Raw genomic sequence first — 26,759 nt, 5'->3', positions numbered from 1 at the left:
CCGGGGCCGGAACGACCGACATGACTACCGAACTCACTCCCGCAGCAGATTCTTCCTCCAATGCCACCGGCTCGGCGCGCGCCAATCCGCTGGACAAGCAGAAGGGCGCCGGCAAGACCGCCTGGATCCCGATCAAGGTGGTGGCCGCCGAAAAGCTGAAGAAGCCGGACTGGATTCGCGTCAAGGCCGGTTCGCCCACCACGCGTTTCTACGAGATCAAGGACATCCTGCGCGCCAACAACCTGGTGACGGTCTGTGAGGAAGCCTCCTGCCCCAACATCGGCGAGTGCTTCGGCAAGGGCACCGCGACCTTCATGATCATGGGCGACAAGTGCACCCGCCGCTGCCCCTTCTGCGACGTCGGCCACGGCCGCCCCGATCCGCTGGACCCCAACGAGCCGGAAAACCTGGCCAAGACCATCGCCCAGTTGCGCCTGTCCTACGTGGTCATCACCAGCGTGGACCGCGACGACCTGCGCGATGGCGGTGCAGCGCACTTCGCAGCCTGCATCCAGCGCGTACGTGAATTGTCGCCCGAGACCCGCATCGAAATCCTGACCCCGGACTTCCGCGGCCGCATGGACCGTGCGCTGGAAATCCTCAAGATGGCCCCGCCGGATGTGATGAACCACAACCTCGAAACCGCCCCGCGCCTCTACAAGGAAGCGCGTCCGGGTTCGGATTACGAATATTCGCTGAGCCTGTTGAAGCGCTTCAAGGACCTGCATCCGGAAGTGCCGACCAAGTCCGGCATCATGGTGGGCCTGGGCGAAACCGACGAGGAAGTGCTGCAGGTCATGCGCGACATGCGCGCGCACAACGTCGACATGCTCACCATCGGCCAGTACCTGATGCCCAGCGGCGACCACCTGCCGGTGCGCCGCTACGTGCACCCCGACACCTTCAAGATGTACGAGGAAGAGGCCTACAAGATGGGCTTCGTGCATGCCGCCGTGGGCGCGATGGTGCGCTCGAGCTACCATGCGGATCAGCAGGCGCACGGGTTGGTTTGATTTCCTTAAGGAACAGTCACGCCGTTTAGATCCAGCGGCGTGCTCAGTTTTACCACTGCAGCAGTCGTGCTCAAATATCCGAGAGATGCGATAAGGCTATGTTCACTTCATTAATACCAGTGGTAGCGGGATTTATTCTCAGCGGGTTAATCGGGAATCGCCTACTGCAACATTGGCAGAACCGTAACTGGATCTCACAACAGCGTTTCAATAGCAACGAAAAAGAATATGCTGCGCTGAAAGAATTGATAGATGAGATCGCTCAGCTCCTCGGCGAACGGATTTATCTGAGTCAAAGAATTCTCTTGTCTGTTGCAGAAGATCCTGACGAGAAATTCGAATCCAAGGTTTTAGACTACGACGACATCATCAAGCGCTGGAATATTCGCCTCACGTCGTTTTATGTGCGTCTTTCCCTTCTAATTAGCGAAGGTGAAGCAAATATGTTAGAGCGCAGTATCCAGGATCCGATGAAAAAATTGTCTGACGTAATCTCGCGACTACTAAAAAAGCGATTAGAAAGTAAGGAGGGATTGGCCCAAGAGGCACGCGCAGCGCTTAAGTCAGCCATCGTTCTTCAAGCTAATGCTACGAATTTTAATAAGCGCTTATTGGATCTCGCTATTAACCGCAAAAAGGTTTTGTACGAGGGAGAAGAAATAACTTTTACTCAGGCAAATCTAACCAGGTTTTCTACTTGGTTTCTTTTCAAGGCGCTGTTTAGTCGAAATGTAAATTCTCTGACCATAATCCGCTCGACGTTGAATTCTTAAGTTCCAGTTATCTGTAGGCCTAAGCGGACGAGGATATACGAGCATCGCTGCAATGGTAGATGCCTCTTGGAGATTCAAGTCCACTGCTGGTTTGTTGAACATCTTCAAGGATGCCGACTGCACTCCACGCAAATGTGAGCCAAGAAATGCACAGCCCAAATAAGATCTCAGGATAACTATTTTGCTGTATCTGATTTGTATGAGACTGGCGAGAAAAATTTCATAGATTTTTCTTTTAATAGTCCGCTCACGGTAGCCGGTTACTGTCCGTACGAACTGAATGTCGATAGTGCTAGCGCCACCATGGCGTCTTCCTAAGCACGCTTTTACCGTTTCTCTGCACACGGACTTTAGATCTACTCCACCGTGTTTAAAGAAGCGCCGGTCCTCAAGTATCAACACCATTTGTTCGACAGCTGACAGTTGCTCGGTGCCGTAGATGCTAAGTCGATCGACTGATCTCTCAATTTGTAAGAGGTCAGTATGTACACGTAGCAAAAAATCTCGTAAAGAAAAAAGGCGCCATCTGGGCTTATTTTCGATAAAGCTCATCCCCTATTCTCCCCGTTTGAATAGATTTAGATTGTGGATATGTTGCGCTCAACCGAGATTGATTAGTTTAAATTGCATATAGTTAGCTAATCATCGGATTTCGAGTTTATATCGATTACCTGTAACTTAGGATTTTCAACCTTGATCAGGTGATCCTATCTTTCTCATGTTATTCCAATTGAAGTAGTGAGGAGGCAAAGAGCAATTTGCTTTTCTCACCACGCCGGACGAGTAAATCATCAAATGGACAAATCTTTGGATTTACTGTTAAAAATTGATGCCTCATATGCGAAGCTACCTAACGCCAGCCTGATCCCACGATACACTGCCGCAGCAGTTCGAACTAAGTTGACGCTTGATTGGATTTACCACTCCAACGCATTAAGCGGCAACACACTGGCCCTGCGCGAAACCAAGGTGGTGCTGGAAGGCATCACCGTCGGCGGCAAGTCGCTGCGCGAGCACTTCGAGGCCATCAATCACCGTGATGCCATCCTCTTCGTCGAGCAGGTCGTGGCCGGCCACGAGCCCCTGAGCGAAGCGCACATCAAGGACATCCACAGTCTGGTGCTCAAGGGGATCGATGCCGATGAGGCGGGCCGCTATCGCCGCGAGAGCGTGGTGATTGCCGGTGCCAGCACCACTCCGCCGGATTTCCTGCATCTCAACGATGAAATGCGCGCCTTGCTGGCGTGGCATCAACAGGCCGGCAGCCTGCATGCGGTCGAACGTGCGGCGCAATTGCATACGCGCTTCGTGAAGATCCATCCCTTCATCGATGGCAATGGCCGCAGCGGCCGCCTGCTGTTGAACCTGGAACTGATGAAATCCGGCTATCCCCCGGCGGTCATCCGCAAGGAAGACCGGCTGGCGTATTACGACGCCCTTGATGAGGCCTGCGTCAGCGGCGACCATGCGGCCATCACCACCCTCGTGGCCGAGAGCGTGCAGCGTTCGCTGCGCTTGTATCTGGATCTGCTGCCTGCTCCCGGATGAGCCGCGTCAGCTCAATCGCCTGATCAGCTCCATCACCCATTCAAATTTGTTTCCATAAGGCGGATGCAAGAGCGACCCGCCGTTCCAACGCGCCTGCCGGAACACCGGCTTGCGCTTGCTGAAGGTATCGAAACCCCAGCGTCCGTGATACGCGCCCATGCCGCTTTCGCCGACGCCGCCAAAGGGCTGCTCCTCCTGCACCAGGTGCCACAGGCAATCATTGATGGTCACGCCGCCCGCATGGGTTTGCCGCAGTACCTGCTCGCGCCGTGCCGCATCCTCGCCGAACCAGTACAGCGCCAGCGGGCGCGGACCTTGCCGCACATGGGCGATGGCTTGCTCGGGTGTTTCGTATTCGAGGATGGGTAGCACCGGCCCGAAGATCTCTTCCTGCAGCACCCGCATCGACGCAGTCGCGCCCAGAATCAGCGTGGGCGCGAGCTTGCGGCTCTGGCCCAGCTGTTCTCCCGCCGGGTTCACCTCGATCACCTGCGCACCCGCCGCACGCGCTTCTTCCACCATCGCCTGCAATCGCGCCCGATGGCGCGGGCTGATGATGGCGGTGTAGTCGGGGTTGTCATGCAGGCGCGGATACAGACGGCCCATCGCTTCGGTCAGTTGTTGCGCCACCCCGGCCGCTTGTCCGCGCGGTACCAGCAGATAGTCCGGTGCCACGCAGGTCTGCCCGGCATTGAGCAGCTTGCCGAAGGCGATGCGCTGCAGACTGGCCGGCAAGCGGCACGAGGCATCGAGAATGGCAGGCGACTTGCCGCCCAGTTCCAGCGTGACGGGTGTGAGATTGGCCGCCGCCAGTTGCGCGATCTGGCGCCCGACCTGGGTCGATCCGGTAAAGAACAGGTGATCGAACGGCAGCGATGCAAACGCCTGTCCGATGCCGGCGTCCCCGGTGACCACGGCCATTTCCTCCGGGGCGTAGTAACGCGCGACCAGCTCGGCCAGCAGGGCCGAGAGCCGGGGCGTGAGTTCGGAGGGTTTGAGCAGCACCCGGTTGCCCGCCGCCAGGGCCGCCAGCGCCGGGCCCAGCGCCAGTTGCAGCGGGTAATTCCATGGCGAGATGATGCCCACCACGCCCAGCGGCTGCGCCAGCAGGCGATTGCTGCCGGGCAGGAAGTGCAGGGCAGTGGCCACGCGTTGCGGACGCATCCAGCGTTTCAGGTGCGACTGCGCATGGCGGATTCCGGCGCGCAGAACGAACAGTTCGGCCATCCGTGTCTCATGGTGCGAGCGGCCCCCGAAGTCGGCGTCGATGGCGGCGATGAGGGCGGCTTCGTGCTCGCCCATGAGGGTCTGCAGGCGCGCCAGCCGGTCCATGCGCACTGCATGCGAGGGATCACTGTCGGCAGCAAACGCCTGCTGTTGCTCGATGAAGAGCTGCTGCAATTCTGCAGCGGTGGTATCAGTCATTGATGCATCCTTGCATGGTGTCATCGAACAGTGTCAGGCTGCCTCGGCATGCGCCTGGCTGGCGCGGATCATGTCAGCTGCCTTCTCGGCAATCATGATGGTGGGTGCATTGGTGTTGCCGCTGACCAGCGTGGGCATGACCGACGCATCCACCACGCGCAGGCCCTGCAGTCCATGCACGCGCAATTGCGCATCGACCACCGCCATCTGATCCTCGCCCATGCGGCAAGTGCCCACCGGATGGTAGATGGTATCGGCACGCTGGCGGATCATGGCTTCCCAGGCCGCGTCATCCATGCCCTCGCGGCCGCCGAACAGTTCGCGCCGGCAATAGCGGCGCAGCGGTTCGGTCATGACGATCTGGCGCGCGATGCGGGCCCCGGCGATCATGGTGGCCAGGTCGCGCGGGTCGGAGAGATAGCCCGCATCGATCATCGGATCGGCCATGGGATCGGCCGATTGCAGCCCCACGCGGCCGCGCGAATGCGGGCGCAGCATGCACATGTGCAGGGAGAAGCCATAACCGGCATGCAGCTTTCTTGCATGGTCATCCACGATGGCGATGCAAAAATGCAGCTGGATATCCGGCCGCTCCAGCTCCGGACGGGTCTTGAGGAAGGCTGCGCCTTCCGCAAAGGGCGTGGCGATGAGGCCCTCCCCATGGCGCTTCCAGGGCAGCAGCTGGCCCAGCAGGCGCAGGCCGCCGACCACGCCGAGGCCAAAGTTGTCGGTGTCGCGGGTGGTCCATCCTTGCGTGAAATCGAGGTGATCCTGCAGGTTCTGGCCCACGCCGGGCAGGGCGTGATGCAGGGCGATGCCATGCGGCAGGATGTCCTCGGGCCGGCCCACCCCCGACAGTTGCAGCAATTGCGGCGAGCCAAAGGCCCCGGCGGCGATGATGACTTCACGCGTGGCGCGCACCTGCGCTTCTTGCTGCTGCTGGCGATAGGCCACGCCCACGGCACGCTTGCCCTCGAACAAGACACGTTGTGCGCGCACCTGGCGCAGCACGGTCAGGTTGGGCCGCTGCCCCATCACAGGATGCAGGTAGGCCGCCGCCGCCGAGCAGCGCTCGCCGCGATGATCGGACGTGTGGAATTGCGTGACCTGGTACAGACCCACGCCTTCGTTGTCGCCGGTATTGAAGTCCTGGCACAGCGGATAGCCGCGTGCTTGCGCCGCTTCGATGAAGGCGCGCGTGATCGGGCGCGGGCGATTCTGTTCCGAGACCTGCAACGGGCCGCTGGCCCCGTGCCAGGCATCGGCCCCGCGCACATTGTTCTCGGAGCGCTTGAAGTAGGGCAGGACCGACTCCCAGTCCCAGCCGGGGCAGCCAGCCTGGGCCCAGCCATCGTAGTCCTGGCGCTGGCCACGGATGTAGAGCATGGCGTTGATGGCCGAAGAGCCGCCCAGGGCGCGGCCGCGCGGCTGGTAGCCACGGCGGCCGTTCAGGCCCGCCTGGGGAGTGGTCTGCAGCGCCCAGTTGTTGAGCTTGCCGTAGCCGGGCAGCATGGCCACCACGGCGGCCGGGGTGCGCACCAGAAGGCTGTCGCCCTGGCCGCCGGCTTCCAGCAGGCAGACCGTGACGCGTGGATCTTCCGACAGGCGGGCGGCCAGCGTGGCACCCGCCGAGCCGCCACCGGCGATGACGTAATCGAACAGCACGGTTGTCTCCCTTTGTTATCGTTGACCGGCTTTCAAGGGGGCGCCGCCCTTGGGGCTGACGCCGTGTCCGGTGTGTCCCGGACTGGCTGGCATTATGACGCGGCCGGCCCGGCCTGTTCAAATTCCCTGCACGAATTGGACAATTGCCTTCACCGGAGCGGCCCGCGCGCTGAAATAAACCCGGGCGCAAGGTAAGATACGCGGTTCTGAGCATTCGATTCGAAAGCAGGTTGTCATGTCCTCACCGATCGCACCGGCCGCTGCCGCGCCGGAAGAAAAACTGGTTTTCGTCAGTTCGTGCAAGTTGCCCATGCCCTGGGCGACCTTCGAACTGCACGCCTTCTACGATGAAGTTTCCGGCAAGGAACACCTGGCCCTGACCCTGGGCGATGTCGGCAACGGCGAGCCGGTGCTGGGCCGCGTGCACTCCGAGTGCCTGACCGGCGACGCGTTGTTCTCCCAGCGCTGCGACTGCGGTGCCCAGCTGGAAGCGGCCCTGAAGAAAATCGCCAAGGAAGGCCGTGGCGTGCTGTTCTACCTGCGCCAGGAAGGCCGCGGTATCGGCCTGTTGAACAAGATCCGCGCCTATCACCTGCAGGACCAGGGCGCCGATACGGTCGAAGCCAACGAGCGCCTGGGCTTCCCCGCCGACATGCGCCGCTACACCATCGTGCTGCCCATGCTGGCGCACCTGAAGATCACCAGCCTGCGCCTGATGACCAACAACCCGCGCAAGGTCAAGGCGCTGGAGGACAGCGGCATCACGGTGGCCGAGCGCATCGCCCTGATCGCCAACCACAATCCTTTCAACATCGGCTACCTGGGCACCAAGGCGCGCAAGCTGGGCCACCTGCTGCCGGGACTGGCCAAGGCCGAAGAGAAGACGGAAAAAGTGCCGCTGGATGCGCACGACAACGAGTGATGCGCATCCATCACGCGGGTGAATGCAGCGCGGGCAGCCATTCAGAGCGTGAATTCCTGCCCTGCGGTAAAACCAGGTAAAGACACCGGTTCCCGCCGGGTGCGGCTTGCCGCCAGGACGGACCCCATGCGGTCCGTCTTTTTTTTGTCTCGCGGAGGCAGTCCGCTTGACGCATCAGGTAGCATGACGGCTGCATCGTCCTTACTCCCCGTCCTTACACCATGAATCCATCCGTCCCTGCCGGCAGCGCGCCGATACCCGTTTCCCTGCTGACCGGTTTTCTGGGCAGCGGCAAGACCACGCTGCTGAACCATCTCATCACCCAGCCGGAGATGAAGAACACCCTGGTCATCATCAACGAGTTCGGCGAGATCGGCCTGGATCACCTGCTGGTGGCCCACAGCCAGGAAGAGACCATCGTCGAGATGAGCAGCGGCTGCCTGTGCTGCACCATCCGTGGCGACCTCAAGAAGACCTTGAAGGACATCACCTGGCGCTTCGCCGAAGGCGGCCAGCGCAAGTTCGACCGTGTGGTCATCGAGACCACCGGCCTGGCCTCGCCCACGCCCATCCTGCATACGCTGATGACCGATGCCTTCATCTCGGAGCGCTATCGCCTCGATGGCGTGATCGTCACGGTGGATGCCGTCAACGGCATGTCGACCCTGGACCATCATCCGGAAGCGATCCAGCAGGCCGCCGTCGCCGACCGCCTGCTGCTGACCAAGACCGACCTGGTGGACGCCGATACGCTGTCGGCCCTGCAGGCGCGCCTGCGCACGCTCAATCCCGGCGCGCGCCAGCTGCAGCCGCAGGTCGGGCAGATCGCTGCTGCCGAGCTGCTCGACGCGGGCCTCTTCAAGCCCGGCGAGAAGATGCCTGACGTCGCGCGCTGGCTCAACGAGGAAGCCTTCGCCGAGAAAGAGGCGCACGCCCATCATGCGCACCATCACCACGGCCATGGCCACGAGCACGGACACCACGATCATCATGGCCACCACCATGACGATCACGCCCATGACGTCAATCGTCACGATGACCACATCCGCGCCTTCTGCTTTACCTTTGACGAACCCATCGATCCGGTGCTCTTCGATGAGTGGCTGAGCTTGCTGGTCGGCTTCAAGGGCCCCAACATCCTGCGCATCAAGGGCATCCTCAATCTCAAGGGCGAGGACAAGCCGACCGTCATCCACGGCGTGCAGCACATCTTCCACCCTACGGCCACGCTGCCGGAGTGGCCCTCGGAAGACCGCCGCAGCCGCATCGTCTTCATCACCCGCGATGTCGAGCGCGCGACCATCGAGCGTTCCTTCGATGCCTTCATGCAGGCCCAGGCGATTGAGCGCGAAGCACGCGAGCAGCGCCAGTCGCCATCGGTTTATTGAGCCCGGTCACGCTGAACAAATGCGTTTGTTCCCATGTGGAAACATGCGAGCAGGCTGGTCCGGTTAAAAATAAATGCGCTTTGACCGATAACAAGGGGTGTCCCGGATTATGATCGGGCTCTCCTAAGGGATATAACGATTCGTTTATGCAGCGTGTGATCAACAAGCTGGGGGCAACGTTGTCGGCATCGCTCACGCTGATGCTGGGTTTGTGTGCCACTGCGACGGTGTTCGTCGCGACCAGCCATCTGGAAGAGGATGCCGTCCAGCTCGACTTCGAGCGTCGGGCGGGCCTGCGCGCCTTCACCATACAGCGCGGTCTGGAAGAGGCGGTGCAGGTACAGTCGGTGGTGAACCATTTCTATGCCACCGTGGGCGATCCCACGCGCGAACAGTTCGAGAGCTTCACGCGGCCGCTGCTGGAACGCTATCCCTATGTGCGCGCCTTCAGCGTGCAGCGCTTCGTGGCCGACGAAGACCGCCTGGTCTTCGAAGCTCTGCGCCAGGGGGCCAAGCCGGGCTTTGAAATCACTGCGCTCGATGGTGACCGCACCGTGCGCGCCTCGCAGCAGCCGACCTATCTGGTGGTCGATTACGTGGAACCGGTGGCCGGCAATGAAGCGGCGCTCGGGCTGGATGTCTCACGCAATCCCGCCATCATGGGCGCGCTCGACGCCGCCGTGGTCAGCGGGAATCCTTCTTCAACGCCGCCGATCCGGCTGGCCCAGACCGGCCCGGATGAGCGCGGCCTGCTGGTGATCCAGCCGGTCTATCGCGGTGGCGTACAGCCGACCGATACGGCGGCCCGTCGCGCACTGCTGGTCGGCGATACCACCGCCGTACTGGAACTCAACGGCCTGGTGCAGAAGATCCTCGACGGTGCCGGGCTGATGTCCGACCATGAGATCGGCCTGCGCCTCTACGTCGGACCCCAGGCCAATCCGGCCAACCTGGTCTACCGCCACGACAGCCAGCCCCGCGCCATGCAGTGGATGGACCAGGTCATCAAGCCGGGCAGCTTCTTCCGCCATCCCTCCACCACCATCACCAGCTTCGACATCGCCGGCCAGACCTGGCACATGGAGATCAGCATCCCGCCACGGTCGGTCTTCTCGGACCACTACGGTTCGCTGCTCATCGGCCTGGTCGGCGTGATCGCTTCGTTGCTGGGCGCGGCCTACATGCGGGCGCTGTCGATGCGTTCGCACCGCGTGCAGCAACTGGTGGAAGACAAGACCGCCGAGCTGCGCACCACCAATGCCCTGCTGTCGGATGACATCAAGGCGCGCCGCCTGGCCGAACGTGCGCTGCGCCTGCGTCATCAGGCCATCGAGGCCAGTGCCAATGCCATCCTGATCCTCTCGGCGCAGGAGCCGGACTACGCCATCGAATACGTCAATCCGGCCTTCGCCCGCATCACCGGCTACAGCAGCGGCGAAGCGGTGGGCAAGAGCATTCGTTTCCTGGAAGGCCGCGACAGCGATCCTGAAGGTTTCGAGACTGTGTGGATCGCCATGCGCGAACAGCGCGAACACAATGTTGTACTGCGCAACTATCACAAGGATGGCTCGGAGCTGTGGAACGATTTCTACATCGCCCCGGTGCGCGACGAGAGTAGCGTGGTGACGCATTTCGTGGCGGCGCTCTACGACATCACCTCGATGAAGCGCTATGAAGCCGAACTGGAATTCCAGGCCAGCCGCGACACGCTCACCGGCCTGATCAACCGCCACATGCTGCGCCATCATCTGGAGCAGGCCATCGGCACGGCCGAGCGGCAGAAGCAGGCCTTGTGGGTGGTGTTCGTAGACCTGGACCGCTTCAAGTTCGTCAACGACACCCTCGGGCACAAGGCCGGCGATACCCTGCTGCGCACGGTGGCCGGTCGCTTGCGTGCGGCCGTGCGTGAAGCCGATACCGTGGCGCGGCTGGGTGGCGACGAATTCATCATGATCCTGCCGGAGCAGGACGAACTCTCGCTCGATACCCGCAGCCTGCAACGCATCATGGATGCGGTGGCGGCCCCCGTGACGCTGGGCGGCCATACGCTGTTCATGACCTGCAGCATCGGCGTGGCCTGCTACCCCAACGATGGTACCGATGGCGAGACGCTGATCAAGCATGCCGACATCGCCATGTATCGCGGCAAGCAGACCGGCCGCAACAATTTCCAGTTCTACACCCCGGCCATGAACGAGCAGGCGCTGGAACGCCTGCGCATCGAAGGCGACCTGCGCAATGCGCTGGATCACGGCGAATTCCTGCTGCACTACCAGCCCAAGGTGGACCTGGCCTCGGGCCGCGTGGTGGGCAGCGAGGCGCTGATCCGCTGGCTGCATCCGCAGCTGGGCATGGTCTCGCCGGCGCGCTTCATCGGCCTGGCCGAAGAGACCGGCCTGATCCTGCCCATCGGTGCCTGGGTCCTGCGCACCGCCTGCACCCAGTGCCGCCAGTGGCAGTTGGCCGGGCATGAAGACATCAGCGTCTCGGTCAACCTCTCGGTGGGCCAGTTCCTGCAGAAGGATCTGGTCTCCTCGATTGCCGATGTGCTGCAAGACACCGGCCTGCCGCCGGCCTCGCTGGAAATCGAACTCACCGAGAGCCTCATGATGACCGACGTCGAGCATGCCATCGGCATCCTGGCGGGCTTGAAGAAACTGGGCATCCGTCTTTCCATCGACGACTTCGGTACCGGTTATTCGTCGCTGGCCTACCTGAAGCGCTTCCCCATCGACGTGCTCAAGATCGACCGTTCCTTCGTGCGCGACATCACCATCGATGCCGATGATGCGGCCATCACCGCCTCCATCATCTCGCTGGCGCGCCACTTGAAACTGCGCGTGATTGCGGAAGGCGTGGAGACCGATGAGCAGCTGGACTACCTGCGCCACTATGGCTGCGACGAGATCCAAGGTTACCTGTTCAGCCCGCCGGTGGCGGCCGAGAAGTTCGAGCAGATCCTGCGCGAAGAGCGGGTGATTTTGTAATTTTTCTTCACGCGCTGTTCTGGAATCAGGCCGCACGGCAATGCCGCTGCGGCCTTTTTCATATTGGACTCAATGATGCGCAATCCAGGCCAGGATGAGCGCGATGGTGGGCAGCGAGAGGGTGGTGGAGTACAGGATGGCGCGCGACATGGCAGTGACTTCGCGTTGATACAGCTCGGCCAGCATGAAGGGGCCGGTACCGATGGGCAGCGCCGCCAGCAGTACCGCGCTGTCGGCCCACAGGCGCGGCATGGGCAGGATCCAGTAGGCCAGCACGGCGGTCACGGCCGGCTGCAGCAGCAGTTTGAAGGCCACCAGCAGCCACACCGGCGAGCCTCCGGCCGTGCGCACCGGCTGGGCCAGGAACAGCCCCAGCGACACCAGCGCGCAAGGACCGGCCGCACCGCCCAGAATCTTGAAGAGCTGCTGTACGCCAGTGGGAATGGCCACGCCGCTCAAGGCCACGATGATGCCGGCCACCGGCGCGATCATGATGGGATTGCGCAGCAGCGAGCGGCCCACCTTGGCGACGGTCTGGCCGAAGGCCGCCTGGGCATGCAGGCAGGTTTCCAGCAGCACGATGGCGACCGCAAAGAGCAGGCAGGCCGTCATCACCATGGCGATCACCGAGGGCGGCAGGCCGTCGCTGCCGAAGGCCAGGTAGCACAGCGGAATGCCGATGAAGCCGGTATTGGCATAGGAGCTGCCGAGACTGTCGATGATGACGTCGGGTGCGGCCGCTTTCTGACGCAGGCGCAGCGCAGCGGTGATCAGGAACACCACCGCCACGCCGATGGCGAAGACGGCGATGAAGCGCAGGTTGGCGAAGTCCGCGGGTTTGAGGCGCGACATGGAATCGAACAGCAGCGCCGGCAGCGCCAGCCAGATCACGAAACGGTTCAGCTCGCTGGCCGCGCCTGCCGAGAGGATGCGGCGCTTGCGGCACATCCAGCCCAGGAAGATCAACGAAAAAATCGGGAAGACGATGTTGAAGATGGCGAGCATGGCGTGGCGGGTTGACCGGCGTCGGAGGTGGGAACAGACCCTACGGAGCCGCTCCTGCTTTGTCAAGGCGCAATGCCGCACGGGGCGGGCGGCGTAGAATGGCGGCCTTGTCTGATTTATCCACAGGGCTTTTCACGATGCCTGCGCGTCCCCTTCAACTTGCCTCTTCCGAATTGCTGGCCGCCTGGCGTGCCGAGGCCGGCACGATTTCCTCCGCACTGCAGGGCGTTCCGGACTGCCTGCGCGAACAGCGCAGCGCCACCGTGCTGGACCTGCATTTCGGGCTGGGTCAGTCCTTCTTCGCCACCTGGCATGCCTTCGCCCGCCAGCGCGCGCAAGGGGAGGGGGCCGCACATTTGCACTACATTGCGATCCTGCCGCATCCGCCGACCGCCGATGTCCTCCATGAAGATTTGACTTATGCACAGGCCTTGCGCGCTGCATGGCCGCTGCCCTTGCCGGGCACGCACCGCCTCTTGCTCGATGAAGGCCGCGTCACGCTGACTTTGATCTGGGGTGCATTGGAAGAAGAGCTGGCCCGGATGGAAGCGCCGGTAGACCTGTTCTACCTGCATGCGGATCCGACCCGCTTCGATCCCGCCGCGCCATCCTGGCATGCGCATGCCTGCAAGCGCCTGGCGCGGTTGGCCTGGACCGGGGCGCGGGCGCTGGTGTTCGGTGCGGCGGCCGATGTGGCGCTGATGGCGGCGATGCGCCAGGTCGGTTTCCATGGAGAAGCGCGTGACGGCGCGCTGACCTTGCGTTATGCACCGGCCTGGGCGCGTCCGGCCACGCACGTGGCGGCGTCCGATACGCCCTTGCGGCGCGATCTGCCGCATGCGCGGCAAGCGCTGGTGATCGGCGCCGGGCTGGCCGGAACCGCTGCGGCCGAGCGGCTCACGGCACGCGGCTGGTGCGTCGATCTCATCGATGCGGGCCCGGAGGTGGCCACCCGCGCTTCAGGCAATCACGGTGGTCTCTTCATGCCCGCGCTGGCTCGCGATGACAGCCCGCTGGCGCGGCTCACGCGTGCGGCTTTTCTGTTTGCCTCGCAGCGTCTCGATGATCTGGGCGGGGTCGGTCTGGACGATCACGCTGCCATTCGTGGCGAGCGCTGCGGCATCCTGCAATTCGGCCGCGATGCCAAGCAGGCGATCTCCTTCGAGCAGGGCGCGCAGGAGTGGCAGTATCCGCCGCGTTATGCGCGCTGGATGTCCGCCGGTGAGACGGCAAGCGCACTGGGCATGCCGACCATGGGTGGCGGCTATTTCTTCCCGGAAGCGGGCTGGCTCAATCCGCCCTCGGTGTGCCGCCGCATGCTGGCGGTGGCGCAGGCGCACGGCGAGGTGCGCACGCATTTCAATCGCGCCGTCGCCCGTCTGGTACGCGTGGACGGTCAATGGCAGGCGCTCGATGCCGCTGGCCTGCTGATCGCGCAAGCGCCGGTGGTGATCCTCGCTGCGGGCGCGCAGGCGCGCGTGCTGGAGCAGGCGGCGGGTTTGCCGCTCAATGCAGTACGCGGCCAGGTCACGCACCTGCCGGCAACAGGCTTCCCCGATTTGCCGCATGCGCTGTGTGGTGACGGTTACCTCACGCGCCCCTATGCCGGGCAGGTGTGCATGGGGGCCAGCTATGATCGCTTCGACGATCCAGCCCTGCGTGCCGACAGCCATGCCGAGAACCTGGCCCGCCTGCAGCACATGCTGCCGCAGATCGCGGCACACATGTCGCTGCCGCAGGCGGATGCGGATCTTCCTGGGCGGGTCGGCCAGCGCTGCATCGCGCCGGACCGCTTGCCGCTGGTCGGTGCCTTGCCGGGTGAGGCGGGGATCTTTGGCCTGTTGGGCTATGCCTCGCGCGGCCTGATCTGGGCACCGCTGATGGCCGAGTTGCTGGCCGCGATGATCGAGCGTGAGCCCTTGCCGCTGCCGCGCGAATTGGTGGCGGCGCTGGACCCGGCCCGTTTCGGCGCGGATTCAGCGATCGGCCTCAACGCACCCAGTGACCCGGAATGAATACCCAGCCACCCGGACCCGGTTGCCAGTGGGCCGGCTCATAGCGGGCGTAGTCGCGGCGCACGCGTTCCCAGTGGCCGCCGATCCAGATGTGGCGATGGCCGTTCCAGGCCCAGTAGCCGGGTGCCCAGGCATAGCCGTGACGCGGGGCGGGTACCACTTCATAACGCGGGGCGGGCGGTGGCGTGCCGATGCGCACATCGACGCCGACTACCTGCGCTTGCGCGGCAGGCGCCAGGGCTGCGGTGGCAGCGAGCGCTGACAGGGTCGTGAGAAGGACGAAGGCGAGGCGAGTGATCTTGGTTTTCATGTTGGACTCCTGCAAGGTGGTGGTGCGTGGATGCAGCGCAAGCGGGGCCGCGCTGTGAAAACCACTGTAGGAGCCGGGCTTCTTTAAGACTGTAATGTTGTGTTTCCAGTTGTGTCCGTGCCTGCCAGCGCTGCCGTATTGCAGCCCGAAGGCAGCGCAGCGCGGGGGAATCCGGTAACAAATCGCGGCATACCGATACATGCCGCGCACCCTGCACCGCTCATTTCCTGCGCGCCGGGCGCTCGTAGCGTTGCTCCACCACGCGGCTTCCCCATTGCTCACCCGGCGATTCCTCCACCAGTTCGAAGCCGGCCGACAGATACAGGTGGCGTGCCGCATCCAGTCCCTGGAAGGTCCACAAATAGCAGGCCAGGCGATGGGCATCGACAAAGGCCATGGCCTGTTCCAGCAAGCGCCGTCCCACGCCGCTGCCGCGCAGGCTGTCGTCGACGATGAACCAGCGCAGGTGCGCTTGCCGATGCTGCAGATCGCCATCGATCACGATGGAGGCCAGGCAGCGCCCGTGTTCGACGTGGGTCCAGAGTTGCTTGCCGGCCTGGGGCAGGGTTTGTGCGAAGCTGCCCAGTTCGCTGGCCACCTTGTGCTCGAAGAACACCCCGAAGCCGGCCGCCGCGGCGTAGTAGCGCGCATGCAGGCTGGCGATATCGCCGATGCAGCCGGGCTGGTAGCCGGTGCTCAATTCCGATGTCGCGCCTTTGGCCGGGCGCGCTGCTGCATTGGGGTTGTCGCGCGACAGGGCCTCGGAATACAGCGCCAGCGCCCGCACCAGGCCCTGCTGGTCTTCCGGCAGGATGCGCCGCAGGGCGCCGGAGACCTGGTCGGTGGCGAACTTGTCGATCTTCTTGCGCAGCGCCTGCCCCTCTTCGGTCAGCGCCAGACTGTAGGCCCGCCCGTCGCCCGGCACCGGACTGCGCCGTACCAGCCCCAGTGCCTCCAGCTTGGCCAGCTGGCGGCTGGTGTTGGATTTGTCCAGGTACAGCAGCTCGCCCAGCTCGCGCGCCTGCAGGCCGGGTTTGAGTCCGATCTCGATGAGCGCGTGCACCGCCGAGGGGGCCAGGTCGCTGCCGGCCAGGGTGCTGCGCATGAAGCCCAGTTCCCGCACCAGCTTGCGCGACAGCTCGCGCAACTGGCGGATGGTCTGGTCGCGCGGGGGAGACTGCAGGCCGTCATAGTCCATGGCAAGATCCGGTAATGGTTGCGAAGTGCAATCAATGCTGCGCCAGATGCTTGCGTTATGCAACTTGTTTGGCAGCCCGGGCCATGTTGGCTGTCGCACCTGCGCAACTGGCGGGGCCGGGCTGGGAGCGCCTGCCGGGCTGGAGTAAAATGTCGCCTTTCGCGCAGCCTTCCGCCGTGAGCACACCGGCCATCGTGGCCTGCGCCACCTCCTGCATCCCCAGTCTTGTTGAAAGTCCCCGCACATGTTGCGCATCTCTGAACTGACCCTTCCGTTGAGCCATACGGAAGACGAACTGAACGCCGCCATCCTCGACCGCCTGGGCATCCCGGCCGGCGACCTGCTGTCCTTCACGCTGTTTCGCCGCAGCTACGATGCCCGCAAGAAGACGGCCATCACCCTGAACTACACCATCGACGTCGAGGTGAAGGACGAGGCGGCGGTCCTGGCACGCCATGCGAAGACCACCAATGTCGGCCCCACGCCCGATACCTCCTATCACTACGTCACGCGCGCCCCGGCGAGCATCAAGAAGCGTCCGGTGGTGATCGGCTTCGGTCCCTGCGGCCTCTTTGCGGCACTGATCCTGGCCGAGATGGGTTTCAATCCCATCATCCTGGAACGCGGCAAGACCGTGCGCGAGCGCACCAAGGACACCTGGGGCCTGTGGCGCCAGCGCGAACTGAAACCGGAATCGAACGTGCAGTTCGGTGAGGGCGGGGCCGGGACCTTCTCCGACGGCAAGCTCTACAGCCAGGTCAAGGATCCCAAGCACTATGGCCGCAAGGTGCTGGCTGAATTCGTGGCCGCCGATGCGCCGCCCGAAATCATGTACGTCAGCAAGCCCCACATCGGCACCTTCCGCCTGGTCAAGATGATCCAGCTCATGCGCGAGAAGATCGAGAAGCTGGGCGGCGAATTCCGCTTCGAACAGCGCGTCGAGGATGTGCTGATCGAAGACGGCCAGATCCGTGGCCTGACGTTGAACACCGGCGAACAGATCGAAGCCGACCATGTGGTGCTGGCCATCGGCCACAGCGCCCGCGATACCTTCGAGATGCTCTACGAGCGCGGTGTCTACATCGAGGCCAAGCCGTTCTCCATCGGGTTCCGCGCAGAGCACCCGCAGTCGCTGATCGACAAGTGCCGCTTCGGTCCCGGTGCCGGCCATCCCATCCTGGGCGCGGCCGACTACAAGCTGGTGCACCACGCCTCCAACGGCCGGTCGGTCTACAGCTTCTGCATGTGCCCGGGCGGCACGGTGGTGGCGGCCACCTCCGAGCCGGGCCGCGTGGTCACCAACGGCATGAGCCAGTATTCGCGCAACGAGCGCAATGCCAACAGCGGCATCGTGGTGGGCATCTCGCCGGCCGACTATCCGGGCCATCCGCTGGCCGGCATCGCCTTCCAGCGCGAGTGGGAAAGCCGCGCTTACGAACTGGGCGGCGGCAACTACAATGCACCGGGGCAACTGGTGGGCGACTTCATCGCCAATCGTCCCTCGACCCAGCTGGGCAGCGTGGAGCCATCGTACAAGCCGGGCGTGACCCTGGGCGACCTCAACCCGTCGCTGCCCAAGTACGCCATCGATGCCATCCGCGAGGCGCTGCCGGCTTTCGAAAAGCAGATCCGTGGCTACTCCATGCATGACGCCGTGCTGACCGGCATCGAGACGCGGACCTCCTCGCCCATCCGCATCAAGCGTGACGACCACACCCTGCAGAGCCTCAATACCAAGGGCCTGTACCCGGCCGGTGAAGGTGCCGGTTATGCCGGCGGCATCATGTCGGCGGCCATCGACGGCATCCGCGTGGCCGAGGCGCTGGCGCTGGACATGGTGGGACAGGGCTGATCCCAGGACCGCCCAAAGCAAAACGCCGCTCCGGTGACCCGGGGCGGCGTTTTGTTTTTACGGCCTGAAGTGAAGATTACTTCTTGGCGCGGGCCGAAGCGACGGTCTTTTCAGCAGCAGCGGTGAACTGTTTGGTCGCGTTGGCCAGGTTGGCTTCCAGCGTTTCCACAGCTTGCTTGGAGTTCTTGGACAGTTGCTCGTAGGCAGCGTTGGCGTTGGTGAGGGTGGCCTTCAGGATGGAGACGGCTTGCTCCGAACCCGGGGGCGCGTTCTTGCTGATCTCGTCGATCAGAGCCGACAGCTTGCGGCTGGTTTCGGAGATCTGGGCTTCGGCAGCCTTGGTGAATTCAGCCTGGGTCGAGGACACGATACCGGCCAGGTGACGGCTGTAGGCGGTGGCCTTTTCAGCGCCCGGCTGGGCTTGGGCGGCGGCCAGCGACAGCAGTTCCTGCGGGTCCTTGGCGGCGGCCAGCTGCTTGGCGGCAGCGGTGGCTTCTTCCAAGGTGGCCTTGGTGGCCGACAGGTTCAGTTCAACGATCTTTTCCACGCCTTCGAAGGCCTTGGCGGTCAGGTTGTTGATGAGGTCCAGGTGGGCTTGCAGGTTGGCCTTGGTGGCGGCGGAAAACTGATCTTGGTACGAAAACATGTGCATCTCCTAGGTGATATGAACAAATGAGCTTGCCGACGAGCGTGACGATCAAAACAATCGGCGTTCGAGCGCGGCTTTCGACCAGAATCAATCAACAATCATGATTTGTGCGCCGCAACAATTCTTATTTTATGCACTTCTTTGGTGAAATCAAGTGTTATTTGTGCGGCGCACAAAAAAATAATCCGCCGCGTGGACATTTTGCTACGCCGCACCAGCAGCGGCTTTGCGGGCGATCAAGCCGAACGTTCGGTCGTTTTCTCCGGGCGGACGTGGGTGTCGCCGCTGGGGAGGTCATGAACCACGATGCCGGTATCGCTCTCGGAAAACGGACAGCCCTTGCCCAGCGCGATGGCTCGCAGGCCATCCTGATACCCTTGCTCCCAACGCCACATCACCGAGCCTTTGGCGAAGTTGACGTCCTTGGAGGCCATGTTCCAGTCGCGCCCGGCATAGGCCAGCCGCACGATGTGGATGGTGCTGTCGGCACCCAGTTCGGCCATCATCTGGCGGTCTTGCTGGGTCAGCATGTCGGGCGGCAGGCGCTTGTAGAGCGCGTGGGCCGCGCGGCGCAGCTTGTATTGCTGCAGATAGGCATCGATGTGGCGCTGTGAACGGGAGGCGAAGGTGACATCCTTCTCGCGCGTCTGCACCTCTTCCAGGGTACGCGGCTCCGGTCCGTCGGCATGCCACAGGTCGACCATCATGCAGAGCAGGTTGGTACGCGGCTCATCGTTGAGCACGGCTTCCAGCGGCGTATTGGAATACAGCCCGCCATCCCAGTACAGCTCGCCGTCGATGCGCACCGGCGCAAAGCCCGGGGGCAGGGCGCCGCTGGCCATGACATGTTCCGGTCCCAGCGGCCGCTGGCGCGAATCGAAATTGACCAGGGTGCCACAGGTGACCTTGACCGCCGCGACCGTCATGCGGATGCCGGAGGGACCGTTGAGGTAATCGAAGTCGACCAGGCGCGACAGCGTCTCGCCCAGCTCGGCAGTGCTGTAGAAACTGGCCTCGTCGGGCGGCACCGGCAGGCCCAGCGCAAAGGGGTTCAGCGGACGCGGCCGGAAGAAGCCGGCCGTGCCGCGCAGAAACGTATCGAGCGTGGTCAGGCGGGTGGCCCAGGGGCGCAAGGCGTCCGGGACCTGGCGCAGGTCGAACACGTCCGGATGCGCCACCGTCTCCCAGAATTCGCGCAGGCGGGCGATGCGGGTCTCGCGCGGGTTGCCCGCAATCAAGGCGGCGTTGATGGCACCGATGGAGGTGCCGACCACCCAGTCGGGGGTCAGGTCGTTCTCGTGCAGGGCCTGGTAGACCCCGGCCTGGTAAGCGCCCAGCGCACCGCCTCCCTGCAGCACCAGCGCCACGCGCGGCTTGGCAGCCACGGCGGCGGGGGCGGATTTGCGGCGGGGGGAGGGCGGCGACTGATCCTGATCCTTGCGCATCGTTCTTCCTTTCTGGGGATACCGGATTGATCCGGGAACAACGTGAACGTTCTGAATGTTCAGAAGGAGTCTAGGATAACGCGCTTACACGGAAGTGACCGTCACTGTACGCGGACGTACGAAAAACCTGGAGTTCAGCTGGCCAGCCAGGCCTCGATCAGCTGGCGCGCCTGGGCATCGATCTGCTCCAGGTCCACTTCATGGCGGCGATGGAAAATCATCATCGCGTATAAGCCCGCCAGGGCATTGACTTCCGGGGACAGTGCGCACTCCTCTCCGCTGGCCGGGCGCTGGTGGCGCCAGTAGTTGATTGCATCTTCGAGTTCGGTGAGGGTGAGCATGGCGGTATTTCTTGATAAAGACGTAAGGTAAAACGTCGGCGCATTCTACTCCATTTCAGCCGCCGATACTGGTTGAAAACACAGTATGGCCGGGCTTGCCGGGCCTCCATGCAATTTCCGCATAAGCATCCGCGTTCTCTGCAGCATGCGAAAAACAAGCAAGCACATGCGCAATGCTTCGTTCGGATTCCCCCCTCGCTTTGCTCTAATGAGACCCCTCGCGCGCGCCATTCGGCGCTGCCCGCACTATCCCTCAGGAGTGGTTCATGTCCGCGCACATCCTAGAAACCGTCCGCCGTCCCGGCCTGCGCCAGGCCCAGCGCATCACCAGTGAAGCGCAGGCGCTGCAGGTTGCCGCCGAGCTGGCCGCCGAGTTCGCGCAAAGCGCCGCCGAGCGCGACCGTGAGCGCATCCTGCCGTTCGACCAGATCGAACGCTTTTCGCACAGCGGCCTGTGGGCCATCACCGTGCCGCGCTCCCATGGCGGTATCGGCGCATCATGGCAGACGGTGGCCGAGGTGTTTCGGCTGATCTCTGCGGCCGACCCTTCCATCGGCCAGATTCCGCAAAATCATTTCGGCAATCTCAACCTGATCGCCAAGCTCGCCAGCGAAGAGCAACAGCGCTTCTTCTTCAACGAGGTGCTCGAAGGCGCGCGACTGGGCAATGCCGGTCCCGAGCGCAACGGCAAGAACGTGCTCGACGTGCGTACCCGCGCGACCCTCGACACCGCAGCAGGGGATGGTAGCTACCTGCTCAATGGCACGCGTTTCTATTCCACCGGTGCGCTCTATGCGCACTGGATTCCCAGCCGCGCCATCGATGATGAGGGCCAGCCGCTGGTGGTCTACAGCCGCCACGATGCGCCGGGTCTGCGGGTGATCGATGACTGGTCCAGCTTCGGCCAGCGCACCACGGCCAGCGGTACGGTGGTGTTCGACAACGTGCGCGTGCCGGCGTCGCAGGTGCTGCCCCTGAAGGACGCGCTGCAGCAGCCCAACAACATCGGCCCGGTCTCGCAGCTGATCCAGGCCGCCATCGATGCTGGCATCGCCCATGCGGCCGTGCAGGACACCATCGCCTTCGTCACCACCCGTTCGCGTCCCTATGTGGACAGCGGCCTGGAGCGTGCCAGCGACGACCCCTACATCCTGCGCGACATCGGCAACCTGAGCCTGCGCCTGCATGCGGCCGAAGCGCTGCTGGAAGAGGCGGCCGCCGTGCTCGACAGCCTGCCCGCCAAGATCAGCTTCGAGCAGATGGCGCAAGCCTCGGTAGCCGTGGCCGAGGCCAAGGTGCTGTCCACCGAAGTGGCCCTGCTGGCCTCGGAAAAACTGTTCGAACTCTCCGGCTCGGCTGCGACCCTGGCGAGCCACAACCTCGACCGCCACTGGCGCAATGCGCGCGTGCACACGCTGCATGATCCGGTGCGCTGGAAATATTTTGCGGTCGGCAATTACGCCCTGAACGGCACGCCGCCGCCGCGCCACTCCTGGAGCTGATGCCCGGACCCGGCCTTCCCTCATTCAAACGCGAACCATCATGACCCAGACCGCTGCCGCCCAGGCCACCCACACCACGCTCGATTCCCTGCCGCCGCCGTCGGGCACGCCACCGCGCCTGGTGGCGCGCATCCGCGACGACGCCGAAGCCATCGCCGCCGCGCGCAAGCTGGCCGAGGACTTCAGCCGCGAAGCCGCGCTGCGCGACCGCGAGCGCAAGCTGCCCTGGGACGAGCTGGAACGCTACGTGCGTTCGGGCCTGTGGGGCATCACCGTGCCCAAGGAATACGGCGGCGCAGGCGTCAGCTACGGGACCCTGGCCGAAGTCATCGCCACCATCTCGGCGGCGGATGGTTCCATCGGACAGATTCCGCAAAACCATTTCTATGCGGTGGAACTGATCCGCGTCAACGGCAGCGAATCGCAGAAGCGTTTCTTCTTCGACCGGGTGCTGCAGGGCGACCGCTTCGGCAACGCCCTGGCCGAACTCGGCACCAAGACTTCGCATGACCGCAAGACCCGTCTGACCCGCAACGAACATGGCCCCGGCTACCGCATCAACGGCCGCAAGTTCTACGCCACCGGCGCGCTCTATGCCGACTGGGTGCCGACCTCGGTGATCGACGAAGAGGGTGTGCAGCAGCTGGCCATCGTACCGCGCCATGCACCGGGCCTGACCATCATCGATGACTGGTCCGGCTTCGGCCAGCGCACCACCGGCAGCGGCAGTGCCGTATTCGAGAACGTCCATGTACCGGCCGATGCCGTGATCGGGTTTGCCACTGCCTTTTCGCGGCCCACGCAGATCGGCCCGATGGCGCAGATCCAGCACGCGGCCATCGATCTGGGCATTGCGCGCGCAGCTTATGCGGACCTGCTGCAATTCGTGCGCACCCGCTCGCGGCCCTGGGTTGACAGCGGTGTGGAACGCGCCGGCGACGATCCGCTCACCATTCGCGAAGTGGGCGACCTGACCATTCAGCTGCACGCCGCCGAAGCGCTGGTGCGCCGCGCCGGCCGCAAGGTCGATGCCGCCGCTGCCGCGCCCACGGAAGACAGCATCGCAGAGGCGTCCATTGCGGTGGCCGAGGCACGCGTGCTGACCACCGAAGTCTCGCTGGCGGCCGGCAGCAAACTGTTTGAGCTGGCCGGTTCGCAATCGACCCTGTCCGAACACAATCTCGACCGCCACTGGCGCAATGCCCGCACCCATACGCTGCATGATCCGGTGCGCTGGAAATATCACGCCATCGGCAATTACGTCCTGAATGGCAAGAAGCCGCCGCGCCACGGCGCGATCTGAGGAGCCCGCATGGCCAAGAAGGAAATCCGTCTCAACGCATTCAACATGAATTGCGTCAGCCACATCAACCACGGCCTGTGGACGCACCCGCGCGACCGCTCGCAGGACTACACCGACATCGCCTACTGGACCGACCTGGCGCGCCTGCTGGAACGCGGCAAGTTCGACGGCCTGTTCCTGGCCGATATCGTGGGCGTCTATGACGTTTACCAGGGCAATACCGATCTCACCCTGCGCGAGACCATCCAGCTGCCCGTGAACGACCCGCTGATGCTGGTCTCGGCGATGGCGGCAGTCACCGAACATCTGGGCTTTGGCGTCACCGCCAACCTGACCTATGAGGCGCCGTTCCTGTTTGCGCGCCGCATGTCCACGCTGGATCATTTAAGTCGTGGCCGCGTGGGCTGGAACATCGTTACCGGTTATCTCGACAGCGCCGCACGCGCCATGGGCCTGCATGAACAGCTGGAACACGATCAGCGCTATGACCGCGCCGATGAATTCATGGAAGTGGTCTACAAGCTCTGGGAAGGCAGCTGGGAAGACGGTGCCGTGGTGCGTGACCGCGCGCGCCGCGTCTATGCTGACCCGGCCAAGGTGCACAAGATCGCGCATCACGGCGACTACTACCACGTCGAAGGCATCCACCTGAGCGAGCCGTCGCGCCAGCGCACGCCCGTGCTGTACCAGGCCGGTTCGTCCGGACGTGGACAGGCCTTCGGTGCACGCCATGCGGAATGCGTGTTCATCTCCAGCCAGAGCAAGGACGCCACGCGCAAGCTGGTGCAGAGCATTCGTGACGGTGCGGTGCGCGAGGGACGCGATCCGGATGCCATCAAGATCTTCATGGGCCTGACGGTGGTGACCGGCCGCACTGACGAGGAGGCCCAGGAGCGCTTCCGCGAATACGCCAGCTACGCCAGTCCCGAAGCGGGGCTCGCGCATTTCTCGGCGGGCACCGGCATCGATTTTTCGAAGTATGAACTGGATGAACCGATCCGCGCGGCCAAGACCAATGCCATCGAATCGCTGACCAAGGTGGTTACGCAACCGGAGCTGAACTGGACCAAGCGCAAGCTGCTGCAACAGCTCGAACTGGGTGGCCGTTATGCCAGCATCGTGGGCGCGCCCGACCGCATCGCCGATGAACTGGAAAGCTGGGTCGCCGACACCGGCATCGACGGCTACAACCTGACCCGTACGGTCGCGCCGGAGAGTTTCGAAGACTTCGTGAACCTGGTCATTCCGGTCCTGCAGGAACGCGGTTCCTACAAGCGCGAATACGCCCAGGGAACTTTGCGTGAAAAACTTTTCCAGCGCGGTGCCACCTTGCCGCAAGAGCACGTGGGTGCGGGTTTCCGGGCGGGAGCGGCGGTCGAGCACGCCTGAAGAAAATCGCCTGGTGGCTGCGCGCAGGCACATGCGCGCAGCACATAAGCAAAGCGGAAATGATTCCTTCCGCACCGGTTGAGGGCTCGCTACATTGGCCTTTTTTCAACCGGGGAAAACAATGAAATCGATCGTCACCAACTGGCTTTCGCACCTTGCCATCGGCGTGCTGGCCAGCGCCAGCATCACGGCCCAGGCCGCCACCGACCAGGTGATTCGCGTGGGCGTGACCAGTGGTCCGCATGCGCAGATTTTCGAGCAGGCACGCCGCGTCTTCGAGCGTGACAATCCGGGCTACAAGGTCAAGATCATCGAGTTCAACGACTACATCCAGCCCAATGCGGCGCTGGACGCAGGCGAGCTCGATGCCAACAGCTACCAGCATCGTCCCTTCCTCAATGCGCAGATCAAGGCGCGCGGCTACAAGCTCTATGCCGAGGGCAAGACCATGATCGGGCCCATGGCGATCTATTCGCGCAAGTATCGCAAGCTGGAGGACCTGCCGGTGGGGGCAAAGATCGGCATTCCCAATGACCCGGCCAACGAGAGCCGCGTGCTGCTGCTGTTGCAGAAGCAGGGCCTCATCAAGCTGCGCGAGGGCATCGATCCGCTGACCGGCACCAATGCCACGCCCATCGACATCACCGAGAATCCGAAGAAGTGGAAGTTCGTCGAGATCGACGCCGCGCAATTGCCGCGCACGCTCGATGACCTGGATGCCTCGGCCATCAATGCCGACTACGCCTCCAAGGCCGGCTTCAATCCGGCGCGCGACAGCCTGCTCGTGGAAAGCGGCGACAGCCCCTATGCCTGCCTGATCGCCGTGCGCGACAAGGACCGTGCGCAGCCTTGGCTGGGCAAGCTGGTGCAGGCGTATCAGTCACCGGAAGTGAAGCGGTATATCGAGACGGAGTTCAAGGGAGGGATTTTGGCGGCTTGGTGATTTGATTCATTGACCGCATCCATCTTTTCCACAGGGCTGCACGCCCTCATCCGGTTCCCCTCGTTCGAGCAGGTAAAATGCTGGCTCCATTCACCGGAGCCAGCGTCGTCCATACCGCCGGCCTCGACACGATATCCGAACCGAACATGAGCTACACCCCCAGCCGCCCCATGGGCTATGGCTGCCTGATCCTGAGCATGTCCCTGGTCGGCGCTTACGTCGCGCTGACCAAGCCGCTGGCGGCGCTGCTGCCGGTGTTCCTGCTGGCCTGGCTGCGCTTCGCCATCGGCGCGGTCGCCATGCTGCGCTGGCTGAAAAAACCGGCCGATGAAAAACCGCTCTCCACGCAGTCGCGCTGGCTGGTCTTCCTCGAATCCTTCCTCGGCAATTTCCTCTTCACGCTGTGCATGATTACCGGCGTGTCGATGACCAATGCGGTCTCGGCGGGCGTGATCATGTCCTCCATTCCGGCGGTGGTGGCGGTGATGAGCTGGGTCTTCCTCAAGGAAAAAATCAGCCTGCGCGTCTGGGGCGCGGTGGCCTGCGGGGCCATCGGCATCGGCTTGCTGTCGCTGGCCAAGGACAGCCATGGCGCGGCCGCTGCCAGCGGCGGGCAGAGCGCCTGGCTGGGCAACGTACTGGTGTTCTGCGCGGTGCTGTGCGAGGCCGCCTATGCCGTCATCGGCAAGAAGCTGACCACGGTCCTCACGCCCAAGCGCATCAGCGCCGTCATCAACCTGTGGGGCCTGTTGCTGATGACTCCCATGGGCCTTTACACCGCGCTGCAGTTCAATTTCTCCACCGTGCCGGCCAACATCTGGCTGCTGCTGGTGTTCTATGCCCTGGCCGCCAGCGTCTGGACCGTGTGGCTGTGGATGACGGGATTGAAGGTGGTCCCGGCTGCGCGTGCCGGCGTCTTTACCGTGATGCTGCCGGTCTCGGCCGCCGTGGTCGGTGTGCTGGCGCTGGGTGAAAGTCTCTCGGCCCTGCAGGCCGGTGCCTTCGCCGTGGCCCTGGCCGGGATGTTCCTGGCCACGCTGCCGGGCCGCAATACTGCCGACAAGTTACCGCTGAACTGAGCGAGGA

The 26,759-nt window shown here is 63.4% G+C and carries 22 protein-coding genes; 13 read left to right on the top strand and 9 right to left on the bottom strand.

Going from position 1 to position 26,759, the window contains the following annotated elements; all coding sequences use genetic code 11:
* The first annotated feature begins 20 nt into the window (after positions 1–20).
* Positions 21–1,013 carry a lipoyl synthase gene (gene lipA / locus J2X56_RS24175; RefSeq protein ID WP_008333855.1) on the top strand — a complete coding sequence of 331 codons (993 nt, stop codon included), beginning with the start codon at positions 21–23 and terminating at the stop codon, positions 1,011–1,013.
* 98 nt (positions 1,014–1,111) lie between these two features.
* Entirely contained in the window at positions 1,112–1,786 is a 675-nt protein-coding gene (locus tag J2X56_RS24170; protein WP_134137685.1) for a hypothetical protein, read from the top strand.
* Here J2X56_RS24170 and J2X56_RS27060 read toward each other — a convergent pair.
* On the bottom strand, positions 1,694–2,191 hold the full coding sequence (locus tag J2X56_RS27060; RefSeq protein ID WP_409025228.1) for a biosynthetic peptidoglycan transglycosylase: 498 nt from the start codon (positions 2,189–2,191) through the stop codon (positions 1,694–1,696). The two genes, J2X56_RS24170 and J2X56_RS27060, sit on opposite strands and share 93 nt — an antisense overlap.
* 495 nt (positions 2,192–2,686) lie before the next feature.
* On the opposite strand from J2X56_RS27060, the gene J2X56_RS24165 reads away from it, so the two are divergent.
* Positions 2,687–3,334, top strand: coding sequence for a Fic family protein (locus J2X56_RS24165; RefSeq protein WP_310163383.1), 648 nt, complete (start codon positions 2,687–2,689; stop codon positions 3,332–3,334).
* 6 nt (positions 3,335–3,340) lie between these two features.
* Here J2X56_RS24165 and J2X56_RS24160 read toward each other — a convergent pair whose 3' ends face one another.
* Positions 3,341–4,759, bottom strand: coding sequence for a coniferyl aldehyde dehydrogenase (locus tag J2X56_RS24160; protein WP_134137689.1), 1,419 nt, complete (start codon positions 4,757–4,759; stop codon positions 3,341–3,343).
* Positions 4,760–4,792: 33 nt separating this feature from the next.
* Entirely contained in the window at positions 4,793–6,424 is a 1,632-nt protein-coding gene (locus J2X56_RS24155) for a GMC family oxidoreductase (protein ID WP_134137690.1), read from the bottom strand.
* 235 nt (positions 6,425–6,659) lie between these two features.
* On the opposite strand from J2X56_RS24155, the gene ribA reads away from it, so the two are divergent.
* From ribA to J2X56_RS24140, 3 genes are all read left to right on the top strand, one after another.
* On the top strand, positions 6,660–7,346 hold the full coding sequence (ribA, locus tag J2X56_RS24150; protein ID WP_121037448.1) for a GTP cyclohydrolase II: 687 nt from the start codon (positions 6,660–6,662) through the stop codon (positions 7,344–7,346).
* Positions 7,347–7,567: 221 nt separating this feature from the next.
* Positions 7,568–8,734: a GTP-binding protein gene (locus tag J2X56_RS24145; protein ID WP_039790314.1), complete on the top strand. Its 1,167-nt coding sequence runs from the start codon at positions 7,568–7,570 to the stop codon at positions 8,732–8,734.
* Positions 8,735–8,880: 146 nt separating this feature from the next.
* A complete protein-coding gene (locus J2X56_RS24140; RefSeq protein WP_121037451.1) occupies positions 8,881–11,721 on the top strand; it encodes an EAL domain-containing protein in 2,841 nt (946 codons plus the stop codon).
* Positions 11,722–11,790: 69 nt separating this feature from the next.
* On the opposite strand, the gene J2X56_RS24135 is transcribed toward J2X56_RS24140, so the two are convergent.
* The gene (locus tag J2X56_RS24135; RefSeq protein WP_121037454.1) at positions 11,791–12,726 is read right to left on the bottom strand and encodes an AEC family transporter; all 936 of its coding nucleotides are present in this window, start codon (positions 12,724–12,726) and stop codon (positions 11,791–11,793) included.
* Between the two features lie 137 nt (positions 12,727–12,863).
* On the opposite strand from J2X56_RS24135, the gene mnmC reads away from it, so the two are divergent.
* Entirely contained in the window at positions 12,864–14,741 is a 1,878-nt protein-coding gene (gene mnmC / locus J2X56_RS24130) for an FAD-dependent 5-carboxymethylaminomethyl-2-thiouridine(34) oxidoreductase MnmC (protein ID WP_310163371.1), read from the top strand.
* On the opposite strand, the gene J2X56_RS24125 is transcribed toward mnmC, so the two are convergent.
* Positions 14,716–15,051 carry a YXWGXW repeat-containing protein gene (locus J2X56_RS24125; RefSeq protein WP_121037460.1) on the bottom strand — a complete coding sequence of 112 codons (336 nt, stop codon included), beginning with the start codon at positions 15,049–15,051 and terminating at the stop codon, positions 14,716–14,718. The genes mnmC and J2X56_RS24125 overlap by 26 nt on opposite strands.
* A gap of 220 nt (positions 15,052–15,271) precedes the next feature.
* Positions 15,272–16,249 (bottom strand): helix-turn-helix domain-containing GNAT family N-acetyltransferase, encoded by a 978-nt coding sequence (locus J2X56_RS24120; RefSeq protein ID WP_310163368.1) that lies wholly within the window; start codon positions 16,247–16,249, stop codon positions 15,272–15,274.
* A 244-nt stretch (positions 16,250–16,493) separates the two neighbouring features.
* On the opposite strand from J2X56_RS24120, the gene J2X56_RS24115 reads away from it, so the two are divergent.
* Positions 16,494–18,101, top strand: coding sequence for an NAD(P)/FAD-dependent oxidoreductase (locus J2X56_RS24115; protein ID WP_121037466.1), 1,608 nt, complete (start codon positions 16,494–16,496; stop codon positions 18,099–18,101).
* A 76-nt stretch (positions 18,102–18,177) separates the two neighbouring features.
* On the opposite strand, the gene phaP is transcribed toward J2X56_RS24115, so the two are convergent.
* From phaP to J2X56_RS24100, 3 genes are all read right to left on the bottom strand, one after another.
* Positions 18,178–18,747, bottom strand: a complete 570-nt coding sequence (gene phaP / locus J2X56_RS24110) for a TIGR01841 family phasin (RefSeq protein WP_006463404.1) — start codon at positions 18,745–18,747, stop codon at positions 18,178–18,180.
* Between the two features lie 239 nt (positions 18,748–18,986).
* Positions 18,987–20,195, bottom strand: coding sequence for a patatin-like phospholipase family protein (locus tag J2X56_RS24105; RefSeq protein WP_121037469.1), 1,209 nt, complete (start codon positions 20,193–20,195; stop codon positions 18,987–18,989).
* Between the two features lie 134 nt (positions 20,196–20,329).
* Complete coding sequence (locus tag J2X56_RS24100; RefSeq protein WP_034331418.1) at positions 20,330–20,536, bottom strand: DUF3717 domain-containing protein; 207 nt, start codon at positions 20,534–20,536, stop codon at positions 20,330–20,332.
* A 266-nt stretch (positions 20,537–20,802) separates the two neighbouring features.
* On the opposite strand from J2X56_RS24100, the gene J2X56_RS24095 reads away from it, so the two are divergent.
* The 5 genes from J2X56_RS24095 (at position 20,803) to J2X56_RS24075 (ending at position 26,752) form a co-directional block, all read left to right on the top strand.
* Positions 20,803–22,038 (top strand): SfnB family sulfur acquisition oxidoreductase, encoded by a 1,236-nt coding sequence (locus J2X56_RS24095; RefSeq protein WP_121037472.1) that lies wholly within the window; start codon positions 20,803–20,805, stop codon positions 22,036–22,038.
* 40 nt (positions 22,039–22,078) lie between these two features.
* The gene (locus J2X56_RS24090) at positions 22,079–23,341 is read left to right on the top strand and encodes an SfnB family sulfur acquisition oxidoreductase (protein WP_121037475.1); all 1,263 of its coding nucleotides are present in this window, start codon (positions 22,079–22,081) and stop codon (positions 23,339–23,341) included.
* 9 nt (positions 23,342–23,350) lie between these two features.
* Positions 23,351–24,730 carry an LLM class flavin-dependent oxidoreductase gene (locus tag J2X56_RS24085; protein WP_134137695.1) on the top strand — a complete coding sequence of 460 codons (1,380 nt, stop codon included), beginning with the start codon at positions 23,351–23,353 and terminating at the stop codon, positions 24,728–24,730.
* A gap of 121 nt (positions 24,731–24,851) precedes the next feature.
* Positions 24,852–25,673 (top strand): MetQ/NlpA family ABC transporter substrate-binding protein, encoded by an 822-nt coding sequence (locus tag J2X56_RS24080; RefSeq protein WP_039790299.1) that lies wholly within the window; start codon positions 24,852–24,854, stop codon positions 25,671–25,673.
* 146 nt (positions 25,674–25,819) lie between these two features.
* Complete coding sequence (locus J2X56_RS24075; RefSeq protein ID WP_121037538.1) at positions 25,820–26,752, top strand: DMT family transporter; 933 nt, start codon at positions 25,820–25,822, stop codon at positions 26,750–26,752.
* The last annotated feature ends 7 nt before the right edge of the window (positions 26,753–26,759 follow it).

The organism is Herbaspirillum sp. 1173 (assembly GCF_031455335.1).
GTDB classification, from domain to species: Bacteria; Pseudomonadota; Gammaproteobacteria; order Burkholderiales; family Burkholderiaceae_D; genus Herbaspirillum; species Herbaspirillum huttiense.
The sequence above is the reverse complement of the archived record's forward strand: the minus strand, read 5'-3'. Positions and strand labels throughout refer to the sequence as shown.